Raw genomic sequence first — 21,610 nt, forward strand, 5'->3', positions numbered from 1 at the left:
TTTTGATTTCTGTCAACAAAAAACAGGGAACTTTTACGCAGGAAAGAAAAAAGGAAGGGGCGAGCGGGTTGTCGAGGCTATCGGCGATCGCTGAGCTTGAACGCCACGGGAATGGACACGCTCAGGGTGTTCTGGGTGAGATCATCGGGAAAGGCGGGCAATGGTGCCGCATTCTCGAGCATGCGTATGACCGCCTTATCCAACTCAGGGTGGCCCGAAGGATCGGTAATACTGGATTCCACAATGCGCCCTTGGCGATCTATGGTAAAGCTGAGCCCAACCACCCCTTCCTGGCGCCGCAGGCGAGATGATCTTGGGTAGCGTTTAGCACGGGCGAGTTTAGCTGCGACCACTGCCAGATAGGTACTTCGCGCACCGGGATTGCCTCCAGAGGCACTGGCGCTGCTTTCGCCACTGCCAGCCTTGCGCGCCGGAGCAGCTGCCACATCCTTCGCCGTTTCGGTGTCGGGTAACGCTTGGGTAGACGTCGTTCCTATAGGAGACTCCGGTTCAGGCTCTGGTTCAGGCTCTGGTTCAGGCTCTGGTTCCGGTTCAGGCTCAGGCTTTGGAGGCTCTTCTACGCTCACCTCTGCTGTTTGCCTGGGCTGCTCCGGCTCACTTACTACAGGTTCCGGTATGGGAGGTGTCGGGATCGGTTTCGGTGGCTCGACAGTGGCCGGAGCCGCTTCCTGGGTTTCGGCCTCTACACCCAGATCACCCAGCATGCCAAGATCGATTTCAACACCCGCCTCCCCAGGAGCCTCAGCCCCTTCCGGAATGGTAGCGGTGCGCGCAAACGCCGCAAGCACCAACAAATGAAGTGCCAGCGTCAGTACCGCTGCACCGAGCCAGTGACGCCTTGCAATCATTCAGCGTCACCTTGGCGGGTTAGCAGAGCCACCTTTAACAGCCCGGCCTTTTTGATGTGGTGCAGCACTTCCTGCAACACCTCAACCGGTAACATGGCATCGGCTTTAACTAATACAGAAACCCCATCAACCGTTTCCGCTTCATCCAACAGATTTCCCAGTTTTTCTACCAGACGATCCGGAGACACCTCGGCGTTATCCAGGTACATAGAACCATCAGCCGCAACCAAAACCGTCGCTGAGTGCTCTTTTCCTTGAGCTGCCGTAAGAGATTCGGGAGCTTGAACCATCACCGCATCGGAGGCGGTGATTTGCCCGGCGACCATGAAGAAAATCAGCATCAAAAATACAATGTTGATCAATGGCACCAGGTTATCATCTGAAGCCAGATCCTTTTTCGGCGCGGTTGCTGAGAGCCTCACTTCGGCCCCTCTGCAAGCGACACGTGGGCGGCGCCAGCATTCTTCAAGCGATCCAGCAAAGTGATGAGCGCCTGCGTGTGGAGACCGGCATCCGCCTGAATGGCAAAGACCGCATCGGGTTTAGCCGACACCAATTCAGCCAGCTCATCGCGACTGGGGTCCCTGTAGACCCGCCCCTCCAGCTCAAAATGCCCCTGATTCGAGGTTAGGCGAATCAGCTGTATGTCTTTCGGTGGCTCGGAAATACTGTCGGCAGGCGATGCAACATCCAGCTGCCGCCAAGTAATAAACGTGGATGACAGCATAAAAAACAACAGCAGAATGAAGACCACATCAATCAACGGTGTCAGGCTGATGCCTTTGGCCCGCCTTACCGGTGAGGCATCAAGCTGCATTCCGCAGCGCCTCCGATGATGCCGCGGTCTCAAACGGCGGCAGCGTGGGCGAGCACGTAAAAACCCTTGTGACCGCATCGCTCATAGTTGCAGATACCCGCTCAACCTTACGCTCAAGCCAGGAGTGCACGGCAACAACAGGTATGGCTACCGAGAGGCCAACGGCGGTTGTCAGCAACGCTTGCCATATACCACCGGAAAGCACCGAAGGATCTACCTGATTGCCAGCGGCTTCCATTTGCTGGAACGCCACAATCATCCCCATGACGGTACCGAGCAAACCCAACAGCGGGCTAAGTGAACCAATCACCTCAAGGGGCCGGAAAAAGCTGCGCAGATCGTTCAAGTACCCCGTAGCCACTCGCTCTACTTCTTCACGCAGGATCCCATCGTCTGTGGTATTCAGCTGCCCTTGCATTGCCATAGCCACAACGGATGAGATGGGCCGTCGCACATTCAGGGCCTTCATTGCCTTCCTGCGGTCACCCTTTTTCCAAAGGCTTAGCGCAGCGTCCACATCCGCAGTGCTCTCTGCGCGCGCCAGCATGAATTGCCACATTTTGACCAGAATTATGGTCATGGCAACTACAGAAAACACCGCCAGAATCCACACCACCGGGCCGCCAGTAACCAACAGCCCTTGTAGCTGTGCAAAAAACGGAACAGATATACCAGCGCCCACAACGCTCCCCCTCGAGTAAACATCAACAATATTCGTGAATGCTAATTGTTATCATTTGCCTTCGCAAGGGCACCGAGAGAACTTTGACTTTCAGGCAACAAAACCGGCTGTTTGATTTTTGTGCAGAAATAGCGTAACATGCTGATTATAGTTATTTTTTAAAAGGAACATTTTCTTAGTAAAACAAGGAGAATATTATCACTATTAATCAAGGCGATCGTATTTTTCACCCCGGTCATGGCATCGGAATCGTTGAATCCATTCTTAAAAAGAGTTTCTCAGGCGAGGACAAAACCAAGTTCGTAAAACTTTATTTCGAACGTGACGACCTCACCTGGCTGGTGCGCGCCAATGATCTCCCAAGCAACATTCGCTTCCCCATGAGTGCTCAGGAAGCGAAGAAGATCATCAAGCATGTGAAGAGCTGGCAAGGAAAGTTAAGCGAACAGTGGAAAACCCGGTCAACCGCTAACCAGGCCGCTATTGATAAAGGCGACCCCTACGGTTATGCGGAGATGGTTAAGGGCCTAAGCGTTATGCAAGAGGAAAACCCGCTGAGCATGACAGACCGCAGGCACCTGAACCTCGGTATAAAGTTTTTGTGTGAAGAACTTTCCAGTGCACTGGGCAAAACGCAAGAGCGGATACAGCAGCTTATAGAAGAAGCTTCCAGGTCAAAGCCAACCGCAGCCTGACCCACAGGCAGCGCGAGCTCATAATCCAACGTGTGCTCAGTACTTTTAAGGCCTTACGCGAGAGCGTAGGGCCTTTTTCGTTACAATGTGGGGGTGAGCTCTCAGCGACCCATTACACGAGGACGTTTATATGAAGAAATTTATTAATGCAAACATATACCGCAACAACGATGCCACCGAAATCCTCGTGGAAAATGGCGTTATTCGAGCACTTGGAACCGACCTCCCCCCGGCTGAGGAAACAATCGACCTGAAAGGCCGCCTCGTTGTGCCACCTTATGTGGACGCCCACCTCCACCTCGACTACGTCTACACCGGCGGCAGCAAGGGGGCCAAAAACAACACTGGCACGCTGTTCGAGGGCATAGCTCGCTGGCACGATGTGAAAAAGAACCAATCGTTCGAAGATGCAAAAGAACGTGCGCTAAAAGGCATCCAGGAAGAAGTCTCAAAAGGTGTGCAGTTCATCCGCACCCACATCGATGTATGCGACCCGAATCTCACCGGGCTAAAAGCCATGCTGGAGGTTCGTGAACAACTTAAGGATAACGTCACCATTCAGATCGTCGCCTTTCCCCAGGAAGGGATGTATGCCTACAAAGGCGGTGACGAATTGGTGGAAGAAGCGTTGAAGATGGGCGCCGACTGCGTAGGCAGCATTCCCCACTTCGAGTGGGCCCGTGAAATCGGCGAGAAATCCATTCACCGCACCGTTGAGCTGGCCATCAAATACGACAAGCTTATCGACGTACACTGCGACGAAACAGACGATGTGATGAGTCGTTTTGTTGAACTTCTGAACGCCCTGGCCATGACCGAAGACATAGGCACTCGTACCGCGGCCAGCCATACCTGCTCCTTCGGTTCGGCCGACAACGCCTACGCATTTCGCATGATGAGACTGTTCCAGAAATCAGGTCTGAACTTCATTGCCCTGCCCACTGAGAATGCCTACCTGCAAGGCAGGCAAGACACCTACCCGAAACGCCGAGGCATGACGCGAGTAAAAGAGTTCTGGGAGAGCAACATTAACGTCTGCTTCGGCCAGGATTCCATCAACGACCCCTGGTATCCGGTAGGCAACGGAAACCTGATGAACATTCTGGATAACGGCATTCACATGGCCCAAACCATGTCGATGGATCAACTCGATACCTGTCTGGACCTGATCACCTTCAACGGTGCAAAAACCCTGAACGTTGAAGACCAGTACGGCCTGGATGTGGGCAAACCGGCGAACTTTCTGGTGCTGGATGCCACCAGCTCGTTTGAAGCCGTTCGCCAGCGAGCGGATGTACTGGCATCCATCCGCAACGGGGAATACCTGTTTCGGAAATCAGAGCCCAGCTACGACATTGAACTGGATCTGTTCAGAAAAACCAGGTAACACCGACTGGCCAACACTGACAAAGGGGAGCGCAAAGGTGACGCTCCCCACATTTTTACACTTCTACAACAATCTGGCTGTTTGTAACAGTCGGTAAATTAAGCAGAATCCCCGCAATTAAGAAAAGTACACCACCAAAACCGCGATAAGGGATTCAGGATGTATTTCAGAGGTGCTGCAGCACTCGGGTTAACCGCCATTTTACTTTCAGGCTGCGGGGGAAGTTCCTCAAGCAAAACAATCACCGAATCCCGGCACTCAGTCAGCTTTCCTGATGCTATCTCTATGGTCAGTTATCAGTATCAGCCAAAACATGAGGCGCTACCGGGAAACGTACGATATAGCGGATACAACCTCCCGGACTGGGCGTCCGTTGATGCAAGAACCGGAATCATTTCCGGCACCCCCGGCCCGGAGCATGCATCGGCGCAGGTCGAGCTTTCAATCGCAGCATCCAATGACTCCCATCGCTTGATCCTCATGGACACCATCAAGGTGGAACACGCTGGCGCTTTTCTCAGCCCGCCCGCACTGGATTTCTACGCCAAGGATTTTGATGGCAACCCGCGAGAGCCAAGAAACGACCTTTCAGGGGGCGAACTAGAAGGCGAAGTTCAATTTGTACAGTCCCACTCTGTTGCGCCCGCCAATAATTTTGAACGCAACACGACCGATGAGACCAAAAGCAAATACATGCCCCGGTTAACGGCACTGCGGGATACCCTGCTCCTGTTTGTCCCCAATAACGGTATTGAGCCGATTACCATGCATGCCGAAGTAAGTGTGAATGGCCAACCCTTGCTGACGCTACCAATGGCACACCCTAACGACTTGCCGAAATCAGACGTTACTGGCGCTCAACCCATTCAGTACTCCAAGCAGGCATGGTCCGTCAATCTGCCTTGGGATACCGTAAAAAACGGTTTGTCTCTTGAGTTTATTGCGGATAAAGGCGCAGACGGCAGAGTTTCCGGCTACTTACCTGCTGCCGATATCGACATCGGCGAAGCCTCCCGAATTGTCTTCCAAAGCATTCGTTTAGGCATGCTGACCGAGCCCGGGCAGAGCGATGGGCACTACACGCTTCGGGACCCTGTGCTAGCCGCTACAGATTATTTCCAGACCCTACCTGTCTCGAAACTCGTCATGGGCAGCTACGCAGATGCCGTGCTCAACCGGGTAATCATCCGCTCGGGCACCATATACGACAAAGACATTGATGGTAGCAGCCAGGTTACGGGTAGCGTATACGAGGGCGACATGCGCGAGAACGTTGGCAAATCGCAGGTCAGCGTTGGCATAAACATGGCAAACTTCGGTTATGCCAGCAACAACATGAATCAACAGCACCCTCATGTATTCAAGCAGATAACCAATCACCACGCCTGGGGCATGTACACAAACGGTGCCGTTGGTCATGGCCTCAGTGGCGGCAACGGTATCGGAACGCTTTACAACTCCTGGGGCAACGAAGCCAGCCATGAGTGGGGTCATGCCTATGGCCTCGGTCACTATCCCGGCCAAGGCCTGACCGATGATGGGCGCTGGGCTGTCCACCATGCTGACAGTGGCTGGGGATACATTGCACACCGCAACCGGATGCGCGCCAACCTGTTTGGTTTGAACGATGAGGGCGCCTACAACTTCAAGCGTGATGCCATGTCAGGCGGCTCTGACGGTAAACCTTTCTCTGTATACACTCATTACACAGGCTATACCGCCAGAATCATTCAGAACGATCTGGCCGGGCTCCCCATTCCAGACGCTAGCTACCCGGATGGCTACAAAAAGTGGAATAAAGCCACCGGCCAATATGAGAATCACGCCAGTTCACATCCTGCGCCTGTGGCCGTGGGGGTGGCGGTTGCGACCATTCTGGGCGGCTATGATCCTGATGGCACCAACGCCGTCATCTATCCGGTATTCCACGGCAACTACGGGAATCTGTTCGACCTGTCGGAACCTGACCTCAATTCCTCAGCCAATCAGTGTTGGGTAGAGGTGAACAACAGCCAGGGTGAGCAAAAGCACATCAGCGTTGCTTCCTCTCGGCATAGTCCGAACAGCATCAACCAGCTTCACTTCAATTTGCGGGCAGACTTCAAACCAACCAGTGCCAGCCTTTATTGCCGGCGGGATGGCACCGACGAGAAACTCACAGAAACTTCTTTTAGCGGGGAAATACCTGAGCTCCCACCCGTAGCGATTGTTGGTCAGGAAGCGGGACATCACCAGTTACGCACGAGGGAAATAGCCGAAATAGAAGATAAGCTCAAAGCTATGGACCCCGACCGCTTCAATACCTTGAGCGGTGATCTTGCAGTCCAGGTAGCCAGCTATACTGAGCAGGATTTAAAGGATGGGCTGTCTGGCCCGGCATGGCGACTGCTTCAGAAGATCAAAAACAACCAGAAGCTGACCACTGAGATTGCGGTTATCCTGGCCAAGGCCCGGCTTGAGAACCTGTCCCCAAAGGAGACGAAAAAACAGCTGATGCAATCACTGACCGCTAGCGGATTGATTGAATCGATAGATGATTTACTGCTGACTGGCGACGTTATCCAAGGGAGCAATGTGTATTTCGACACAAATCTTGTGGATGCCCAATACGTTGCCGTGACCGCTGTGCCGGCTGACATTGTCAAAGCCAGCCACTGGGTTATGGATCTCAAAAATCGCATCCACCCTGTCGCGACGCCCTGGCAATGCCTGACCCCCTCAGGCGAGCGTCTTGGACTGGCGCTCTGCCAGCATGACAATGCGGCACAGCGCTGGATCTACAGCTCTGATGAACAACAGTTGCGTAATGAAGGTAACGGCAAGTGTGCCGACTATGCTCGTCACAACGGCACCCTGATCACCTATGGCTGCTCAGGCAACTGGAACCAGCAGTGGGCAGGAGTCATCACTTCAGAAAACAAACTGTTATCACTGTTGGATGGCAACTTACTGGCCGAGGTCTACGGGGTCATTCTGGCTGACTGATCAGGGTGTCCCCATGCGGTTTATCATCCTGTGGGGTCACGACACCTGCAAGGTCGATTTGAGCAGATCCAATGCCTTTCTGCTCTTCAAAAACCGGGTCATTTCTGCTGCCGGCAAAGGCCGGCTCAGCAGATAGCCCTGAAGCTGATCGCACTCTTCACTGGCAAGATACGCCGCCTGTTCCGGCGTTTCCACGCCCTCGGCGGTTGAGGTCAGCCCCAGGCTTTTTGCAATAAAAAGTATTGCCGAGACGATGGCTGCGTCCTTTGGGTCGACCAGCATATCCCGCACAAAGCTCTTATCGATCTTGAGCTTGCAGATAGGCAATTCCTGAAGAAGGCTCAAGGACGAGTATCCAGTACCAAAATCATCCAGCGAAATAGTCACACCTTTTTGGCGCATCTTATCGAGATAGCCAATAACCTCCGGTCGGATCTTCATCAACGCAGTTTCGGTGATTTCGAGTTCAACTTGCCAAGGTTTCAGCCCGTTCACCTCCAGCACCTCATCAACAATCGCTATAATATTCTGCCGCTGAAGCTGTATGGCGGACACATTGACGGACACACAGGCATTGCTGAGCCCGGCCGCCTGCCAAACACTTAGCTGGCGCCCAGCCTCGCGTAGAGCCCACTCACCTATAGGCAGGATCAAACCGCTATCCTCAGCGACCGGAACAAATCTATCCGGATCGATAGCGCCTTCTCTCGGGTCATTCCAGCGTAGTAAGGCTTCCAGGCCAACGACTTTACCGGTGCTGGCCTGCACCAGTGGCTGATAATAGAGTTCCAACTCGTCATTACTCAACGCGCGCCTTAAACCGGCTTCCAGGGAGATATGTTCCAGCGCCGCACGGTTGTATGTTGCGGAATAAAATTGAAAATTGTTGCGACCCTGCTCTTTGGCCTGATACATCGCGGCATCGGCACGCTTTATCAGATCGTCTACCTCAGCCCCATCATCCGGAAACAATGAGATTCCGATACTGCTACTGCTATATATCTCTTCATGCCCAAAGTGGAACGGCGCTTTCAGTGCATCAAGAATGCGTGAGGCAACTTTTGCTGCATCCTGGGAGCTATCAACCTTGGGCAGCAGGATAACGAACTCGTCACCGCCCAGGCGGGCGAGGATACCCGAGGTGTTCTGGGGTACTTCCGGGTGCACCACATCTTCCATCCTCAGTACCGATGTGAGACGAGCGGCCGTTTCCTTGAGCAATAGATCACCCACCTGATGGCCCAGGGAGTCGTTGACCCGTTTGAAGTTATCGAGATCCAGAAACAACACGGCCATTTTGCCGTCTTCCCTGCGGGCAAGAGAAATCATGCGGCGCAGCGTCTCGTGGGCTCGGAATCGGTTGGGTAGACCCGTCAAACTGTCGTGATAGGCCAGCCGCTCAATTCTGGTGCGCGAGGTGTCCAGATTGCCAGCCATCTCCTGAAAGCTCTGCACTAACTGGCCCAACTCATCCCTGGTGGACAGCGCAATCTTTGGCGAGAGATTTCCATGGCCTATCTCGCGTATGGCTCTCATCAGGGTTTGCAATGGGCGAACCATAAGCAAATTCATGGATATAAACAGCCCGACAATCATCAACACCACGGTACCAAGTATGATCCAGGCAACCGTTGTCCCCAGCTGCTGACTTTCTTTGAGCAATTCCCGCTCCGGCAGCACGCCAATCATCAGCAAGCCTTCGTGTAATCGCCGAGTTGCCAAAAGACTCGCTTCCTGCTGGTAGGTCGCCGGCACAAGCTCCTCACTATTTTCCGCCCCGGAGATCTTGGTCAACAGGGATTCGGGTATGCGCTGACCCAATCGCGAGCGGTTCCGATGGAAAAGAATCTTGCCTTCATCATTGATAATAAGCGTATGGCCGTCTTCACCAATTCGGCTGGCAGCCATTTGCTCCACCATAAAATCCAGCCCCATGGTGACGACCAGATACCCGCGCAGTGTCGGCTTGCTGTTGAGCGGGTCCTGAGTGGTTGGGTCGATTAACCGCATGGGCCGCGCGACTTGCAGTGATACCGTGATGCTACCGGGGGTAGAGGTAACCCAGACAAACGTCTCACCCTCATACTGGCGAAGCTCCTGGAAGAACGGTGTGTTCCCTTCCTCTTCGCTAACATTCGACGCCGGCGCCAAGGCGACACGGGCATCTTCATAGCCATCGGGCAGCAGGTATCGAATCTCAGTGTAATCAGGGTAAGCGCGCAGATAACTGGAAAACAGTTTAAGCAGTGAGGGCAGCATTAATGCATACCGTTCTTCCTCATCCTCTGTGAGCGCATAGGCTCGCATAAGCGAGGCATCGGCAAACAGTTGCACATTTGCTTTGGCAACGTCCTGATGCACCTGGAAGTTGCGGGCCATTTGGTCCATTAGCGTGGTCATCTGGCTCGAGCTGCGCTCTACCGCCGTCGAGCGCAGCTGATCATAGGCCAACCAGCCCAAAATCATTAACGGAATGACCGCTAAGGGTACGACGACTAACAGAACCTTGGCATGAAGACGCATAGGCGTATCTGAGTCTCAGTTGACGAGGCGCGAATAGATAACGGCACGGTTCTTTTTGGCACGAGGCGGCAGACGGCTATAGGCTTCCGAGTTGTCGAGTGCTTCCCCTCTTGGATAGATAACCTCGTCATCTCTGAAGCTCCCGGGCAGCAAGGCTTCGGCAGCCTGATTCGGGGTTGCATAATAGACATACTGGGCCAGCCGCGCGGCAATCTCAGGCTCATTGAGAAAATCGATGAACCGCTTGGCATCCGCTTTTCTGGTGGAGGCTCGGAGTACCCCCAAATAATCAGTCCAGATATTGCTACCTTCCTCAGGGAGTACAAACACAACATCGTCACTGTGTTCCTGCAACATACGAGTGTCGCCGTTGTACATCATGCTCATGACAACCTGGCCGGATAGCAGGGCAGAGTCCTCATTCAGGGAAATGTAGCGATAGGTTTCGACCGCTGGTGCCTGTGCATGCAGAAGCGCTTCCGCTTCTCTCAGCTCTTGCCTGTCAGTGCTATTAAGCGAGTAGCCCAGCGCCTTGAGCGCTACGCCAATCATATCCGCGCTGTCGCCGATCATGGCGATTTTGCCCTGTAGCTCTGCCACCGGCTGCAACAGGTCCATCCAGCTTGTCACCTCGAAGGGAACCAGATCTTTACGGTAGACAATGCCGAGTGTTCCCCAGAAATAAGGCACACCATACTCTTCGGCTTTTTCAAACGCGGAGCGCCAACGCGGGTCCACATGCACCAGATTGGGAATGCTGGATTCACCAAGAGGTTCGAGCCAGCCGCGCTTGGCCAGAATTCGGATGGACGCCCCATTGATGAGCACAACATCAAAGCCCTTGCCTTCCGTTTCAAGCAGCAGTTCGTCCCTCGAGGTATCGGAATCGAAATAGCTTTGCTTTACTGCGATGCCCGTGCGCTGCTCAAATTCCTCGAGAATCGCAGGGTCCATGTAATCCTGCCAGTTGAGGAACACCAGTTCCCTTGATTCAGCGGCCTGGGCAAACACTGCAGTGGCGACCAAACAAAGCGTTAGCCATAGAGGTTTTCTTGAGCGCATATTCTTTCCCACCGTCTACAGTCAACAACGCATACTGTCCGCCCTGTGCCACGAACCAACCTTCGACAATGCTACAGGATTCGTTGGCTTCCATCCCCTGCTATGGGCAACTTGCTTGCACACCCTCTACCTTCACGGTTCCACTCACGCCTTCCCAGGCTCCACCAGGGCTGGCGACACCTTTGGTTCTGAGGCGATAGCTGCCCGGAGCCAAATTGCGGGGTAGTTTCCAGCTAACCGTGGCTTCCGAGGCTCCGGTGAAGGGCAAATCCAAAGGCATGGGCGGCAAATACTCGGGGTGCCATGTGTACAGCAGGTCCGGATAGCGATCGGTGGCAATCACCGCCCAGCGGCCATCGTCATCAAGCTTTTCAGCAAACGCGTAACTGTCGTTAAGCATCAAATCGTTGCGAGGGTGGCTGGCCTGAAACCGGGCTGCAATCTGATCGCCAGGTGCCGCCTGGGCGGGAACATCCTCGATCAACGCACCAAAACCCTGGGCGCCGGGGCGGTCACCCGCTATGTAAGGAGGCCTGCGCAACATCGGAGTGACATCCGGATAAGCCGGGCCCTCTGGCAAAGCCGTTCCTTCCGCCATCGAGACCGCCAGCTTTCTCAGCTCCTGAGTAACAGCGGCCAGACTCCAGGGGCCAAATACTGTCGACGCGCCTTCGTATTGCTGGCTGGCGTATTCTTCCCGGGTGGTCAGGTAGTGGTTGTAGCCATTCGACAAACCGGCGATGACCACCGTGTCCACACCCACCGGCACCAGCTCTTCCAGTACCATCGCCCGTATGCGCCGGGCAGAGGTAGTGGTCAGCTCCCATGGCAGGCCAACCATGGCGAGATTACCGATACGCAACACCTGAAACGGCTGCACCGCCGGTTCGAGATTGAGGGTCAATCCGAACAGCTTGCCCAGCGTTCCAGACAATCCATCGAATACCTCCCCGGCATTGGTGAACATCAGCACCGGCTTTTCAGCGTGGCAGCCCAACCCCAACCCAGGCAGTTGCTGCGTTTTACACATCAACAAATCCCCGAGAATATTGAAAGGAAAAGCAGCGCTGGCGATATCAAGGGTCCCGCTGGACTCTGAGGATGGCGAAGTGCTGCACGCAAGCCCTTCACGACTCAAGGGGCCGGGCCCATCTTCTGCACCGGCCGGGAAGGACAACCCGAGAGCTGCATTGCAGGTTTGTTTAACTGTCGCATCCAGCTTTGGGGGATGCTGCAGGCTAGCCAGAACCTGCGCGTCTGTGACGGTGACTTCGTTCATCTGTACGTGCATCAACCGGTAGTCCACACCACCCTCAAGCGGCTGTCCGGCCTGCCAAAGTTCCAGTGCTCTGGCCAGCTGCTTCGTTCCGGAGATTGCATTGGAATCCATCGGCGTTTCACCGCCACCACGGCGGGGGTCCGGGTGGGGAAATTCGTTGATGAAAATATTAGGGGAAACATCACCTTCATCGGCCTGGGCAAAGGCGGCTACAAAACTGTCGGTTGCCGGGTCATCTCTGTATTCAGTGCCCATTATTTCTTCAAAACCCAAGGAGGCGAAGCCCTTAATATCAGAACTGACGTACGGCACCTCAGGCCCCATCACCGTGGGATGCACGCCAAACCAGTTGATGACCCCTACGGCGTTGCCATTGCCGCGGCGCAAGTTCAGCTGCACCATGGTCTTGTTAACATCAACCTCTTCGCCCCTCACGTTCAGGTACTGCTGCCGCTCCTGTTCCGGATTCATGGCATAAGCAGGCCGCGAGCGGTTGATGTTGGTGTTGAGCAGCTCACCCTCTGCCATGGAAATAGGCGCAGGCTGGGGATTGGCTTCAATGTTGCGGTGAGCACGGGATATGGCGTCTGCAATCCCGCTTACTATGGTTTTGTATACCAGCGAATCGAAGCCCAGATGCAGCGAATTCCCGGCTTCATGATGGGCGTAGCCGGCAGGGCCATTGTGGGTGTGGGTGGCAGAAAGCATGAGATTGTCTGCGGCATATACGCCCCCCAGCTCCGGGTCCGCAGCCAGCGCTTTGAGCACTCCCACCCGAATGCTTCCCCACATCAGGCCGATGTCGGCCGACACGAACATCAGCCGCTTGCCGTTGCAGGGTGATTCCACCGCAAAAGCCCGCGCATAGTGCCGCTGATGAAGGCCGTGCATAACCTGGCCTGTGTCTTCCCAGCCGGCACCACTTTTCAGCGCCACAGGACCCGTAATATCCGACAGGCCACTGCCAAAGCGGAACGCTCGATTATCACGGCAAGGCGTTCTTCTGAACTCTGCCGGGATAGCAGGCTTTCGATGACCAGCCGGGTGTGTTGATGGGGCATCCAGACCTGCCCCAACCTCCCGAAGCGGGCTTTCCATAACACACTGCGCCAACGCCGGGTTCGCGAAGGGTTTTGGGGCCTCCCTGCCCGCAGCATAGGGTGCCACAACCGAGGCGAAGGCCAGCAAAAATAAAGCGTAAAACCTCACCTTGATGTTGCGAATCACGACTGGCTCCAATCACTGCCGTATTTCTTAGCCGGCACAGCATAGCGCCAGATTGCTGCGATGCATTGACTGCACTGACTCAGGCATTAAAAAAATAACCATATAACAAACGGGAAATTGCGAAAACCACTGCCACAACGTACTCTAGCCCACTTTTTTGTGTACGGACGCACCATGGGTATCAAGAACGAACGATTACGCTGACAACTGGCTTCCGGCGTTTTACGAGCCTTCCACCTGGAACGCTTGGCAAGCAGATATAGCCGCAGAACCGTGATGGCTGGCTTCAACCTCGTTAATGGTGGGTTAAGCATCGCTCTGGTGTCATTTATCGCGCTGATCACTCAGGAAGCTTTTATTTTCCCGTCTTTGGGCGCGACTGCTTTTATTCTTTTCTATGTGCCCATGGCTCAACCAGCCTCACCAAGAAACACCCTGTGCGGACATTTAATTGGCGCTTTGATGGGGCTGTTAGCGCTGTATCTGTTTGGCTTACAGGATGCGCCCTCAGCATTTGTCAGCTCTGTGGATTTACCGCGCGTGGGTGCCGCCGCCGTGTCTTTGGGCTTGACCAGCTGTTTGATGGTTTTACTGAAAGTTGCCCATCCACCCGCAGGCGCCACTGCGCTGATCGTATCTTTGGGGCTTATGCCCAACCCTTCCCAGTTACCTATTTTGATGGCAGGTGTACTTGTGTTACTGGTGCATGCGTTCTTGATGAACCGCCTGTCGGGCATTCCCTACCCGCTGTGGTCATCTGATGCGGCTGGGCCAGCACTGTCCCTAAGCCCCGAAAGGCCGTAATAGAGCCATAGCACGGGCATAGTAAGGGCACAGCACGGCCACCGCACACCACGCTTAACGCGTCCACACCCCCGCTTATCGAACTTGATGGCGACGGTTTTTTGGCTCAAAAAGTAACCAAATAGCGCCATATTTTACACCATTTAACACGCTTGCCCGATAGGATTGCATCATCCAAATACCCCGGAGATGCACAATGTCCTTCCTTACAAGCTCACGCTCAAGCCTCTTTATCATCGCGCTGAGCTCACTCCTTACCGCCTGTGGTGGTGGCGATTCTTCAGCCCCATCACCTCAAACACCCAACTCATCGGTGACCACGCCCGGTGACAACAACACCCCGGAAGAAACCCCGGAGCAGAAGTTTTGGGTAGAAGGTTATGCCGTTAAAGGAGCTGTGAACGGTGGGCTTATCTCGATCTGGCATCACGAAGCCGACGCTATGGTCAGCACTATGCATAGCAACTGGGTAAAAATCGGTGACACCGTCAGAACCAACGAAAATGGTGGATTCCGGATCTCAGTACCTGAGGCCTATTCAGCTGAGCCGTTAAAGGTGATTCTGCAGTCAGATACTGAAACCCTCATGCGCTGCGATGCCCAACCTTCGTGTAAAACACCTTCTGGAGTCAGCGTCAGCTTTGGCGAATGGTTCTGGCCGGGTAACAACCTGGAGCTGAAATCCCTTGTAGTGCCGTCCAATGCCAACGAAGGTGTTGTCTTAACACCACTGGTAACTCTGGCATTTGAAAAGTTTCTCAAGTCATCGGATCACAGCGTTTCCCGGTTCACGGAATTGCTTCGCGATCAGGAAGAGCACTTTGGCCTTGGTGCGGGCGCCTTGCTGAAGAAGCCAATGGACCTTGCAGCCGCAGATTTGAGCAGCATTCAAGCCCAGGACCTGAAAACCGCCTTGTTGAACATTGCCTTTCTTAGCCTGGTAGACGGACAAGAATGGAAGACACTGGGCGATGTTCTCGGTGCTGCCAAAGAGGTTTCTGAACCCAATGGTGACCTGCCGCTAAGCGCCGGAGAGAATCTGGACCTGAGCGTTGAGCTGCTAACTGTCGCAGCCATTGTGCAGGCCGATCTACTATGGGACGTGCTGAAAGGAGCTGGCGTTAAAGATGCGGTTATGGACAACACCCTTGCAAGCCTCGAACAAACCCTGGGCTCCACAATGCCGACAGCTCCGCCAGCGCCGGAACCCGTTCCTGACCCGACACCTGAGCCAGCGCCAGAGCCAATGCCAGAGCCAGCTCCCGAGCCTGAGCCAACGCCAGAACCCGAGCCGACGCCTGAACCCACCCCAGGGCCCGAGCCAACACCTGAGCCTGAGCCAGCTCCGACTCCTGAGCCACAGCCAGAGCCAACTCCGGAGCCGATAACGGGTAACGCAACAATGAGCTGGAATGCGCCTGCGACCCGCGTAAACGGAGAAGCACTGGCCATGGGTGAAATTGACAAGTACATCGTTAAATACGGCACAGAAGAAAGTGTTGATGACAGAACGAATGAAATCACTGTAGAAGACGGTCAAGCGATGGAATACCAAGTCGCCGGCCTTACCGAGGGTACCTGGTATTTCGCAATGAAAACCGTAGATACCAATGGCCTTGAAAGCGACTGGTCCGTTTCTGTAAGCAAAACGATTTCCCGGTAACTCCGGGAAATCACCCTTAGCCTCAGTTGGAGAGCCGGTCTTTTACACTTGGATCCTCTCCGGCCTGAAGCTGCTCAAGGCTTCTCTCATGCCGAAAAGCCGTTGGTGTAGTGTTCATGATTTCGCGAAAGGCACGATTGAAGGAGCTGAGGGTTCGGTACCCCACATCCAGGGATATGTTGAGCACAGGCTCTTCTGGCGTATCGATCAGGCGGTTCGAAGCCTCCGCGATCCGAAGGTGGTTGATGTAATCACTGAAGTTACGATACCCGAGCTTTTGATTAATCAAACGGCGTACTCGGTACTCCGGAATACCCAGAGCATCTGCCAACTGTTTTAACGCCAGTTTTTCCCTCTTGTAGAACCCGCCGTTCATAAGCTCTTCCAGTTTTAACCCATCATCACTATCCACTTGCCGTGGCGCATCAACCAGAGCGCAAGCTTCCGGTTCCGGCTGTTGTTCACATTCAACCGACTGCTCGCTTGGCGTCAGTTCCAGCAATACATCACGGGACGAAATAATGCAGAACAGAATCGCCAAGGATGCCAAACCCACAATCATGCCTCTGGTCGCCTCAGGGTAGATACCAAAATTCAGGCTGATGGTTGCAGTACCTACTGCACTGCCCAAAATCAGCAACAGCGCCAAGCGAAGTTTTCTGCGCGCTTCAACCAGATCGTTACGCCAATGGCGAACCACATAGATTACGCCATGCAGCACAACCACATACTCAAACCACTGCCCCAATTTCAGCCCCAAAAACACACCCAAATCAGACCAGTGCCCAGCCTCTATGAAAGGAGTGGATAACGCGGGGGCAGCAAAGCTGTATAGGGCCATTGCGCCCCATACGCTCAATAATCGTGGGCGCGACGCAAAGACAAGCTGACAAAGCACCCAGAACAAAGCGGGCAGCGCGGTTTGAAGATCAGAGGTTAGCCAGCGCCAGTGAGCCGGAGCGAGCGGATCCATAAGGTATGCGACTGATGCGAGGATGATCAGAATAAAAACTTTCCCTACGCGCAAGTGCCGGAAGTCTCGCCAGGAAATCAGGAACAGAGCAGCCAGAGAACCAAAACCGAACCCAGTGAGCGCGAGCAAAGCGAACCCCTCGATTATTGATGTTATTATTTTTTATCAAGTATAGGAGGAATTCAGGGGATTGTGCGTCGACTGGTTTGCAGCCTTGAAAGCGGCAACAGCAGATGGAACAGCCGCCCGCCCGTCATTGGTGACGAACGGGCGGCTATCAACTATTGAGGCTGTGTCGCAACCCACTGCTGATTGCTACCACCATGGTGCTGCCACATCACCAAAGCCTGGCCTGCTGCATCCATAGCGTAATTGCCATTTTGCTTCAGCCGGAAGGACTTATCGGCATACTGCTCAAACAGCTGCGCATCATCGGCACTGCAGGCAGTAAGCACCAGCGGTGTGCCGTTGGCGGCCTGGGCCGAACTGGAAACGCACAGGTTGGGGTCAAGCCCGGAGCGCAACACACCAAGCGTGGGCTGCCACTGCCAGAGTTGCGCGTCGGCGCCCGAGCAATCCGTAAGGTTCAATGACGAACCGACACCATTCGCAGTCAGGCACAAGCCCGACTTGGCACTTCGGTATTCCGCCCAGCGACCGCTCGCGGAATCCATGCGCAACTCCCACTGCTGATTCGCGTTACCGTGGGACTGCCAGAACCCTACCCAACCGCTGCCATAGGCATCCAGAGAGTGGTTATTGCTGTCCGCATTGGTTATCCGCTGCCCGGAGTACTGCCAGCTTTGCTGTGAACTGCCGTCACACGCCTGCAGGTTGGGATAACCGTTGTTCCAGGGCGTACCATTGTTATCCAGACAGAATGCATCATTGCCTTCCTGGTTGGAGATCGTTCCCTGTGCGAGATCGAACAACCACCGCTGATCCCGGGCCAGAGGCTGGCAGGCGTAATGATCTACCCAGGCACCACTGGTTACGCCATCGTCGTTCCCCGGAATATCCATGCAGGTGTTGGTACCACGGTTATAGATAGTGACGTAGCTCGGCAACGGATTCACAAACTGGCGATTCGTGTTGCCGCGAGCCCGTTCCCACATCTGCAGATAGGCTTCTGCGGAGTTCATAACAGACTCATATACGCGGCTAGGCGCACGCTCACGAATATCCTGAATGTGATCAGCAACCAGACCATAATGCGCCATGCCATCAGAGTTGAGATCGAAACTGCGATTGCCGGTAATCTGCTTGTCTACCGTAAACCCGAACTCGGTAGTGAATGGATACACAAGTGGTGATACCGCAACACTTGCACGAGGGCCGGGCTGGTTCCCGATTCCGCTCATGTCGGTAGAGAAGGTCACACCCGGCAGATAATCCGTGGCCTCGACCTTGTCCAGAAACCCGGAAATCGCGTCGCCAATCGTGTCCGCATCGCTGTTATAGGGCGCCAGAATGCCGCCAAGTTCAGCAATCCGAACCGCATTCGGATGCACAGTCCCGTTCGTACCGGCATGCATGTGGCTGTGGCCGGAAATCAGCCCGGAGTACTGTCGCGCCTCGGCAATATCGAGCACGGCTTCGTGGCTATGCTGGGACATATGATCCACCTCGATGACCATGCCCATATCCATCAGCCGGTTCACCAGATAAATACCAAGATCGGTTAGCCCGCGATTGTTGCACTGGCCCGTGGTTTCATCGTAGTTGGTAGAGCCACTCACCCCCAGCAAGCCTTCGAGTCCGAACAGTCCCAGGTCGTTAATCATCATCTGGCCTTCGGTTTCCCCAGCACAGGCACTGGTGGAGAAATACCGGCCGGTCGACAGGTTGTTGCCCACATTGATTAACCCGCCTTCAATTCTGGCGCCACCAAACTGGTTATCAAACCGGTGAATGGGGTAGACCACACGAACACCCAGGTCGTGATACTTTTGCAATTGGGCATCCACATAAGCTTGGGAGCAGGTTTGATCTTTCAGGCCGCAGTTAAAGAGCTCGGAAGCCTCGATGCCCAAAACAATCGCCATCTTGCCATCAGCGATAACCTGTCTGGCTTGTTCGGGGGAGCTTACCAACCGGAAGAATCCCTTGCCCGGGCCGCCAGCCTGAGCGTCCACATAGGCCTGCATTTCATGCAAGCGGAGAATCTGAAGATCGATACTCTCCATCGTATTACAGCTGTTGGTACCGCCCCAGCTCTGTGGCAACAGGGTGGATTGCAGATTACACAGAACTTCGTTTTCTACCAGATGGGTCACCATCATGCGCTGCCCGCCAAGGAAGGCCCGTTCGATCCATCGATAGTAGTAGCCGGTATGGGACAAGCTCTGGTGATTGGGCCAGAAGGGGAAATCCGGCCAGCCGGCGGTGTTGTAGCGGAAGTTAATATCGTTGAAACCCATCAGGTTGCCAATCACATCCAGCGAGCCATTGGGTCCATGCACATCGGAACTGTCGGCAAGTGCTTTGGTTACACCAAAGGGATGAAACGGGGCGCCGCCCATCATGGTTCCACCCATGAATTCGTATGAGGTGATGTGAGTGTGCGCATCAATCGAGCCGCGAACCGGGGCATTCAGGTCGCCTTTGAGCTGCTCGCGGTCGCCCGCAACATTGAGCTCGGCCTCAGGGAAGTCTGCACAGTTTTCAGCAGGCACAAACCTGAACCAGTCTTCGCTATTCCTGTTCCAGGGGTTCAGCAAATCAATGAAATAAATACCCCGGCTGTTCCAGTTATGCCTGAGTGAGCGGTTCAGATACAAACTGGTTAACTTGAATTGGTGCTCTCCGCCCTCGACACGCTGATCGATACGCCAGTTTGCGTGCTTAGCAGGATCGGTGCCCGCCGTAATTTCTGCCGGAAGCCGTGTATCGAGGAAACGTCCAGCCTGGTCGCGCATGAGGAAGGTACCAAACCCGCTGGGCTTGAAGTAAAAGCTTGCCGCTTGCCCGGCATTCTCTGCCCTGAAGTCAAAACTCCAGCCATTATTAATGGTGCCGCTAGTCTTATAGCGGCGCATAAACCGATCGTTGTGCACTGACTGAACTGCATAACAACCCTGTGCAAGCCCAAACACTGCGTCTGAACTTTCGTCAGATGCATGGGCTGTTGAACCAAGTAAGGTGGCGGCTCCGAAGAACGCCAAGAGGAATCGAGCCATGATCCTGTCCTTTTATTGTGTGTTATATCGGATTGACTGGGTGGATCCGTCACAAACAATAGGAGCAGGACTTGGCTCGTGCCACAGCAAGAGGTTTGCATAACCTGAAAGAGCTGTGCAGTTTCTTGAATGCGTGTCAGGACGGGCCAGACAAGCACCCAGCCAACGGCACCGAAAAGAAAAACACAGACATTCGTCGAACAAACACAAAGATTTATTTGAGTTGTCATGGGATGGCAACTATCTTTCGTGCGGGGTCTTACAAAAATAATTACCTAATGTTTGGAGTTAACAATAATGCAAAGCAACAAATTAGGAATGGCCCTTCGTGCGGCTGCCGCTATGACTGTAGCCGGTATGGCAAGTCAGGCAGGTGCAGTAAACTTTGACGCTAATGGTTGGGACAGCAGTATTTACGGGTATGCGAGCTTGAAAGCAAGCTACGACATTGATGAAAATGCTGCATCATCCACCCGGTCTTTCAACTACGAAGCAATTAACGTGGGTGCCGCTGAAAACAACGAGGCAACAGGCTATTTCGGTGCCGATGCGTTCCAAAGCCGCATTGGCGTTAAAACAACCAGCCCTGAAGGCGTCACTTTTAACATTGAAGGGGATTTCCGTGGCGGCGGTGGTGGGACTTTGCGCTTGCGCCATGCCTACGGTTCATACAATGGTGTTTTGGCCGGCCAAACCTGGTCCAACTTCACCAGTTTCGTGGGTAACACATCAACGTTGGACTTCGACTCCCTGCCAGGTTTAGCTGGGTATCAGGCCCGCACCCCGCAGCTGCGCTACACGACCGGAGCTTTATCCGTTTCTGCAGAACAACCAATGAACTCGGTTGAAGGTGCTGGCGCTGCAGCCAAAGATGGCATGCCTGCCCTGACAGCTCGCTTTGAAGACAGCTCGGGCGGGCTGTCCTACTCTGCCGCGGTTCTGGCGCAGCAACTTGGCTATGATACAGGCACAACCGATGACAGCGCCTTTGGCTTTGCAACCTTCGTGGCTGGCAAAATCGCGCTTTCAGATATGATTACGATTCAGGGAACCCTGAGCTTCACGGATGGCGCAAGCAACTACCTGTATCGTTCAGGTGTAGCTAGCGCATATGTTGCCCCCAATGGCGATGTAGAAACTATCTCCGGATACGGCGGCAGCCTTGGCGCTGGTTTCAAACTTGGCAATGGCCGGAGTATCAACATCGGCTACGGCATGACAGAGGTCGATCTGGATGATGGTGTTGCCGACGGAGTGATTGCCGCTACCACATCGGAGACAATCTCTGCTGTGATGGCAAACTATCAGTGGACTCCGGTCAAGAACGTAATGATGGGCGTTGAATACCAGTATGGTATGCGCGAAGTGCAGAATGGCGACGACGGCGATGCGAGCCGGCTTTTGTTTGCAGCTCAGTACAACTTCTAAAAAACCTGCTGTTAAGTAAGTAAACATACACCCCGGA

At 54.2% G+C, this 21,610-nt stretch carries 15 protein-coding genes and 1 pseudogene; 7 read left to right on the forward strand and 9 right to left on the reverse strand.

Annotation, left to right across the window (positions count from 1 at the left end; all coding sequences use genetic code 11):
• Positions 1-77: 77 nt before the first annotated feature.
• From RG807_RS05090 to RG807_RS05105, 4 genes are read right to left on the reverse strand one after another with little or no spacing between them, the layout of a single operon-like run.
• On the reverse strand, positions 78-869 hold the full coding sequence (locus tag RG807_RS05090) for an energy transducer TonB (RefSeq protein ID WP_309043924.1): 792 nt from the start codon (positions 867-869) through the stop codon (positions 78-80).
• Entirely contained in the window at positions 866-1,291 is a 426-nt protein-coding gene (locus RG807_RS05095; RefSeq protein WP_309043925.1) for an ExbD/TolR family protein, read from the reverse strand. Before RG807_RS05095 ends, RG807_RS05090 begins: the two co-directional genes overlap by 4 nt.
• Positions 1,288-1,686, reverse strand: a complete 399-nt coding sequence (locus RG807_RS05100) for an ExbD/TolR family protein (RefSeq protein ID WP_309043926.1) — start codon at positions 1,684-1,686, stop codon at positions 1,288-1,290. Before RG807_RS05100 ends, RG807_RS05095 begins: the two co-directional genes overlap by 4 nt.
• Complete coding sequence (locus RG807_RS05105; RefSeq protein ID WP_309043927.1) at positions 1,676-2,368, reverse strand: MotA/TolQ/ExbB proton channel family protein; 693 nt, start codon at positions 2,366-2,368, stop codon at positions 1,676-1,678. Before RG807_RS05105 ends, RG807_RS05100 begins: the two co-directional genes overlap by 11 nt.
• Before the next feature lie 203 nt (positions 2,369-2,571).
• On the opposite strand from RG807_RS05105, the pseudogene RG807_RS17720 reads away from it, so the two are divergent.
• From RG807_RS17720 to RG807_RS05120, 4 genes and pseudogenes are all read left to right on the forward strand, one after another.
• A pseudogene (locus tag RG807_RS17720) lies at positions 2,572-2,685 on the forward strand (CarD family transcriptional regulator); the annotation flags it as partial.
• A 24-nt stretch (positions 2,686-2,709) separates the two neighbouring features.
• Positions 2,710-3,063, forward strand: coding sequence for a hypothetical protein (locus tag RG807_RS05110; protein ID WP_353962120.1), 354 nt, complete (start codon positions 2,710-2,712; stop codon positions 3,061-3,063).
• A gap of 130 nt (positions 3,064-3,193) precedes the next feature.
• Positions 3,194-4,450: a cytosine deaminase gene (gene codA / locus RG807_RS05115; protein ID WP_309043928.1), complete on the forward strand. Its 1,257-nt coding sequence runs from the start codon at positions 3,194-3,196 to the stop codon at positions 4,448-4,450.
• Between the two features lie 159 nt (positions 4,451-4,609).
• A complete protein-coding gene (locus RG807_RS05120; protein ID WP_309043929.1) occupies positions 4,610-7,435 on the forward strand; it encodes a M66 family metalloprotease in 2,826 nt (941 codons plus the stop codon).
• A 36-nt stretch (positions 7,436-7,471) separates the two neighbouring features.
• Here RG807_RS05120 and RG807_RS05125 read toward each other — a convergent pair whose 3' ends face one another.
• The 3 genes from RG807_RS05125 to RG807_RS05135 form a co-directional block, all read right to left on the reverse strand.
• On the reverse strand, positions 7,472-9,958 hold the full coding sequence (locus tag RG807_RS05125; RefSeq protein WP_309043930.1) for a bifunctional diguanylate cyclase/phosphodiesterase: 2,487 nt from the start codon (positions 9,956-9,958) through the stop codon (positions 7,472-7,474).
• Positions 9,959-9,973: 15 nt separating this feature from the next.
• On the reverse strand, positions 9,974-11,020 hold the full coding sequence (locus tag RG807_RS05130) for a polyamine ABC transporter substrate-binding protein (RefSeq protein WP_309043931.1): 1,047 nt from the start codon (positions 11,018-11,020) through the stop codon (positions 9,974-9,976).
• Between the two features lie 100 nt (positions 11,021-11,120).
• Positions 11,121-13,526, reverse strand: a complete 2,406-nt coding sequence (locus RG807_RS05135) for a neutral/alkaline non-lysosomal ceramidase N-terminal domain-containing protein (protein WP_309043932.1) — start codon at positions 13,524-13,526, stop codon at positions 11,121-11,123.
• A gap of 276 nt (positions 13,527-13,802) precedes the next feature.
• On the opposite strand from RG807_RS05135, the gene RG807_RS05140 reads away from it, so the two are divergent.
• Complete coding sequence (locus tag RG807_RS05140) at positions 13,803-14,330, forward strand: HPP family protein (RefSeq protein ID WP_309043933.1); 528 nt, start codon at positions 13,803-13,805, stop codon at positions 14,328-14,330.
• A 196-nt stretch (positions 14,331-14,526) separates the two neighbouring features.
• Positions 14,527-15,993: a fibronectin type III domain-containing protein gene (locus tag RG807_RS05145; protein WP_309043934.1), complete on the forward strand. Its 1,467-nt coding sequence runs from the start codon at positions 14,527-14,529 to the stop codon at positions 15,991-15,993.
• A 22-nt stretch (positions 15,994-16,015) separates the two neighbouring features.
• On the opposite strand, the gene RG807_RS05150 is transcribed toward RG807_RS05145, so the two are convergent.
• Positions 16,016-17,095, reverse strand: coding sequence for an AraC family transcriptional regulator (locus RG807_RS05150; RefSeq protein ID WP_309043935.1), 1,080 nt, complete (start codon positions 17,093-17,095; stop codon positions 16,016-16,018).
• Positions 17,096-17,247: 152 nt separating this feature from the next.
• On the reverse strand, positions 17,248-20,145 hold the full coding sequence (locus RG807_RS05155) for a ricin-type beta-trefoil lectin domain protein (RefSeq protein ID WP_309043936.1): 2,898 nt from the start codon (positions 20,143-20,145) through the stop codon (positions 17,248-17,250).
• Positions 20,146-20,442: 297 nt separating this feature from the next.
• On the opposite strand from RG807_RS05155, the gene RG807_RS05160 reads away from it, so the two are divergent.
• Entirely contained in the window at positions 20,443-21,573 is a 1,131-nt protein-coding gene (locus RG807_RS05160; protein ID WP_309043937.1) for a DcaP family trimeric outer membrane transporter, read from the forward strand.
• Positions 21,574-21,610 lie beyond the last annotated feature (37 nt).

The organism is Marinobacter sediminicola (genome assembly GCF_031157525.1).
In the GTDB taxonomy this organism is placed as follows: Bacteria; Pseudomonadota; Gammaproteobacteria; order Pseudomonadales; family Oleiphilaceae; genus Marinobacter; species Marinobacter sediminicola.

What these genes read in the sequence shown, in the direction of transcription:
- RG807_RS05145 (WP_309043934.1), top strand. Translation starts at nt 14,527, where the DNA reads ATGTCCTTCCTTACAAGCTCACGCTCAAGCCTCTTTATCATCGCGCTG.
- RG807_RS05160 (WP_309043937.1), top strand. Translation starts at nt 20,443, where the DNA reads ATGCAAAGCAACAAATTAGGAATGGCCCTTCGTGCGGCTGCCGCTATG.
- RG807_RS05120 (WP_309043929.1), top strand. Translation starts at nt 4,610, where the DNA reads ATGTATTTCAGAGGTGCTGCAGCACTCGGGTTAACCGCCATTTTACTT.
- RG807_RS05130 (WP_309043931.1), bottom strand. Translation starts at nt 11,020, where the DNA reads ATGCGCTCAAGAAAACCTCTATGGCTAACGCTTTGTTTGGTCGCCACT.
- RG807_RS05100 (WP_309043926.1), bottom strand. Translation starts at nt 1,686, where the DNA reads ATGCAGCTTGATGCCTCACCGGTAAGGCGGGCCAAAGGCATCAGCCTG.
- RG807_RS05155 (WP_309043936.1), bottom strand. Translation starts at nt 20,145, where the DNA reads ATGGCTCGATTCCTCTTGGCGTTCTTCGGAGCCGCCACCTTACTTGGT.
- RG807_RS05090 (WP_309043924.1), bottom strand. Translation starts at nt 869, where the DNA reads ATGATTGCAAGGCGTCACTGGCTCGGTGCAGCGGTACTGACGCTGGCA.
- RG807_RS05125 (WP_309043930.1), bottom strand. Translation starts at nt 9,958, where the DNA reads ATGCGTCTTCATGCCAAGGTTCTGTTAGTCGTCGTACCCTTAGCGGTC.
- RG807_RS05140 (WP_309043933.1), top strand. Translation starts at nt 13,803, where the DNA reads ATGGCTGGCTTCAACCTCGTTAATGGTGGGTTAAGCATCGCTCTGGTG.
- codA (WP_309043928.1), top strand. Translation starts at nt 3,194, where the DNA reads ATGAAGAAATTTATTAATGCAAACATATACCGCAACAACGATGCCACC.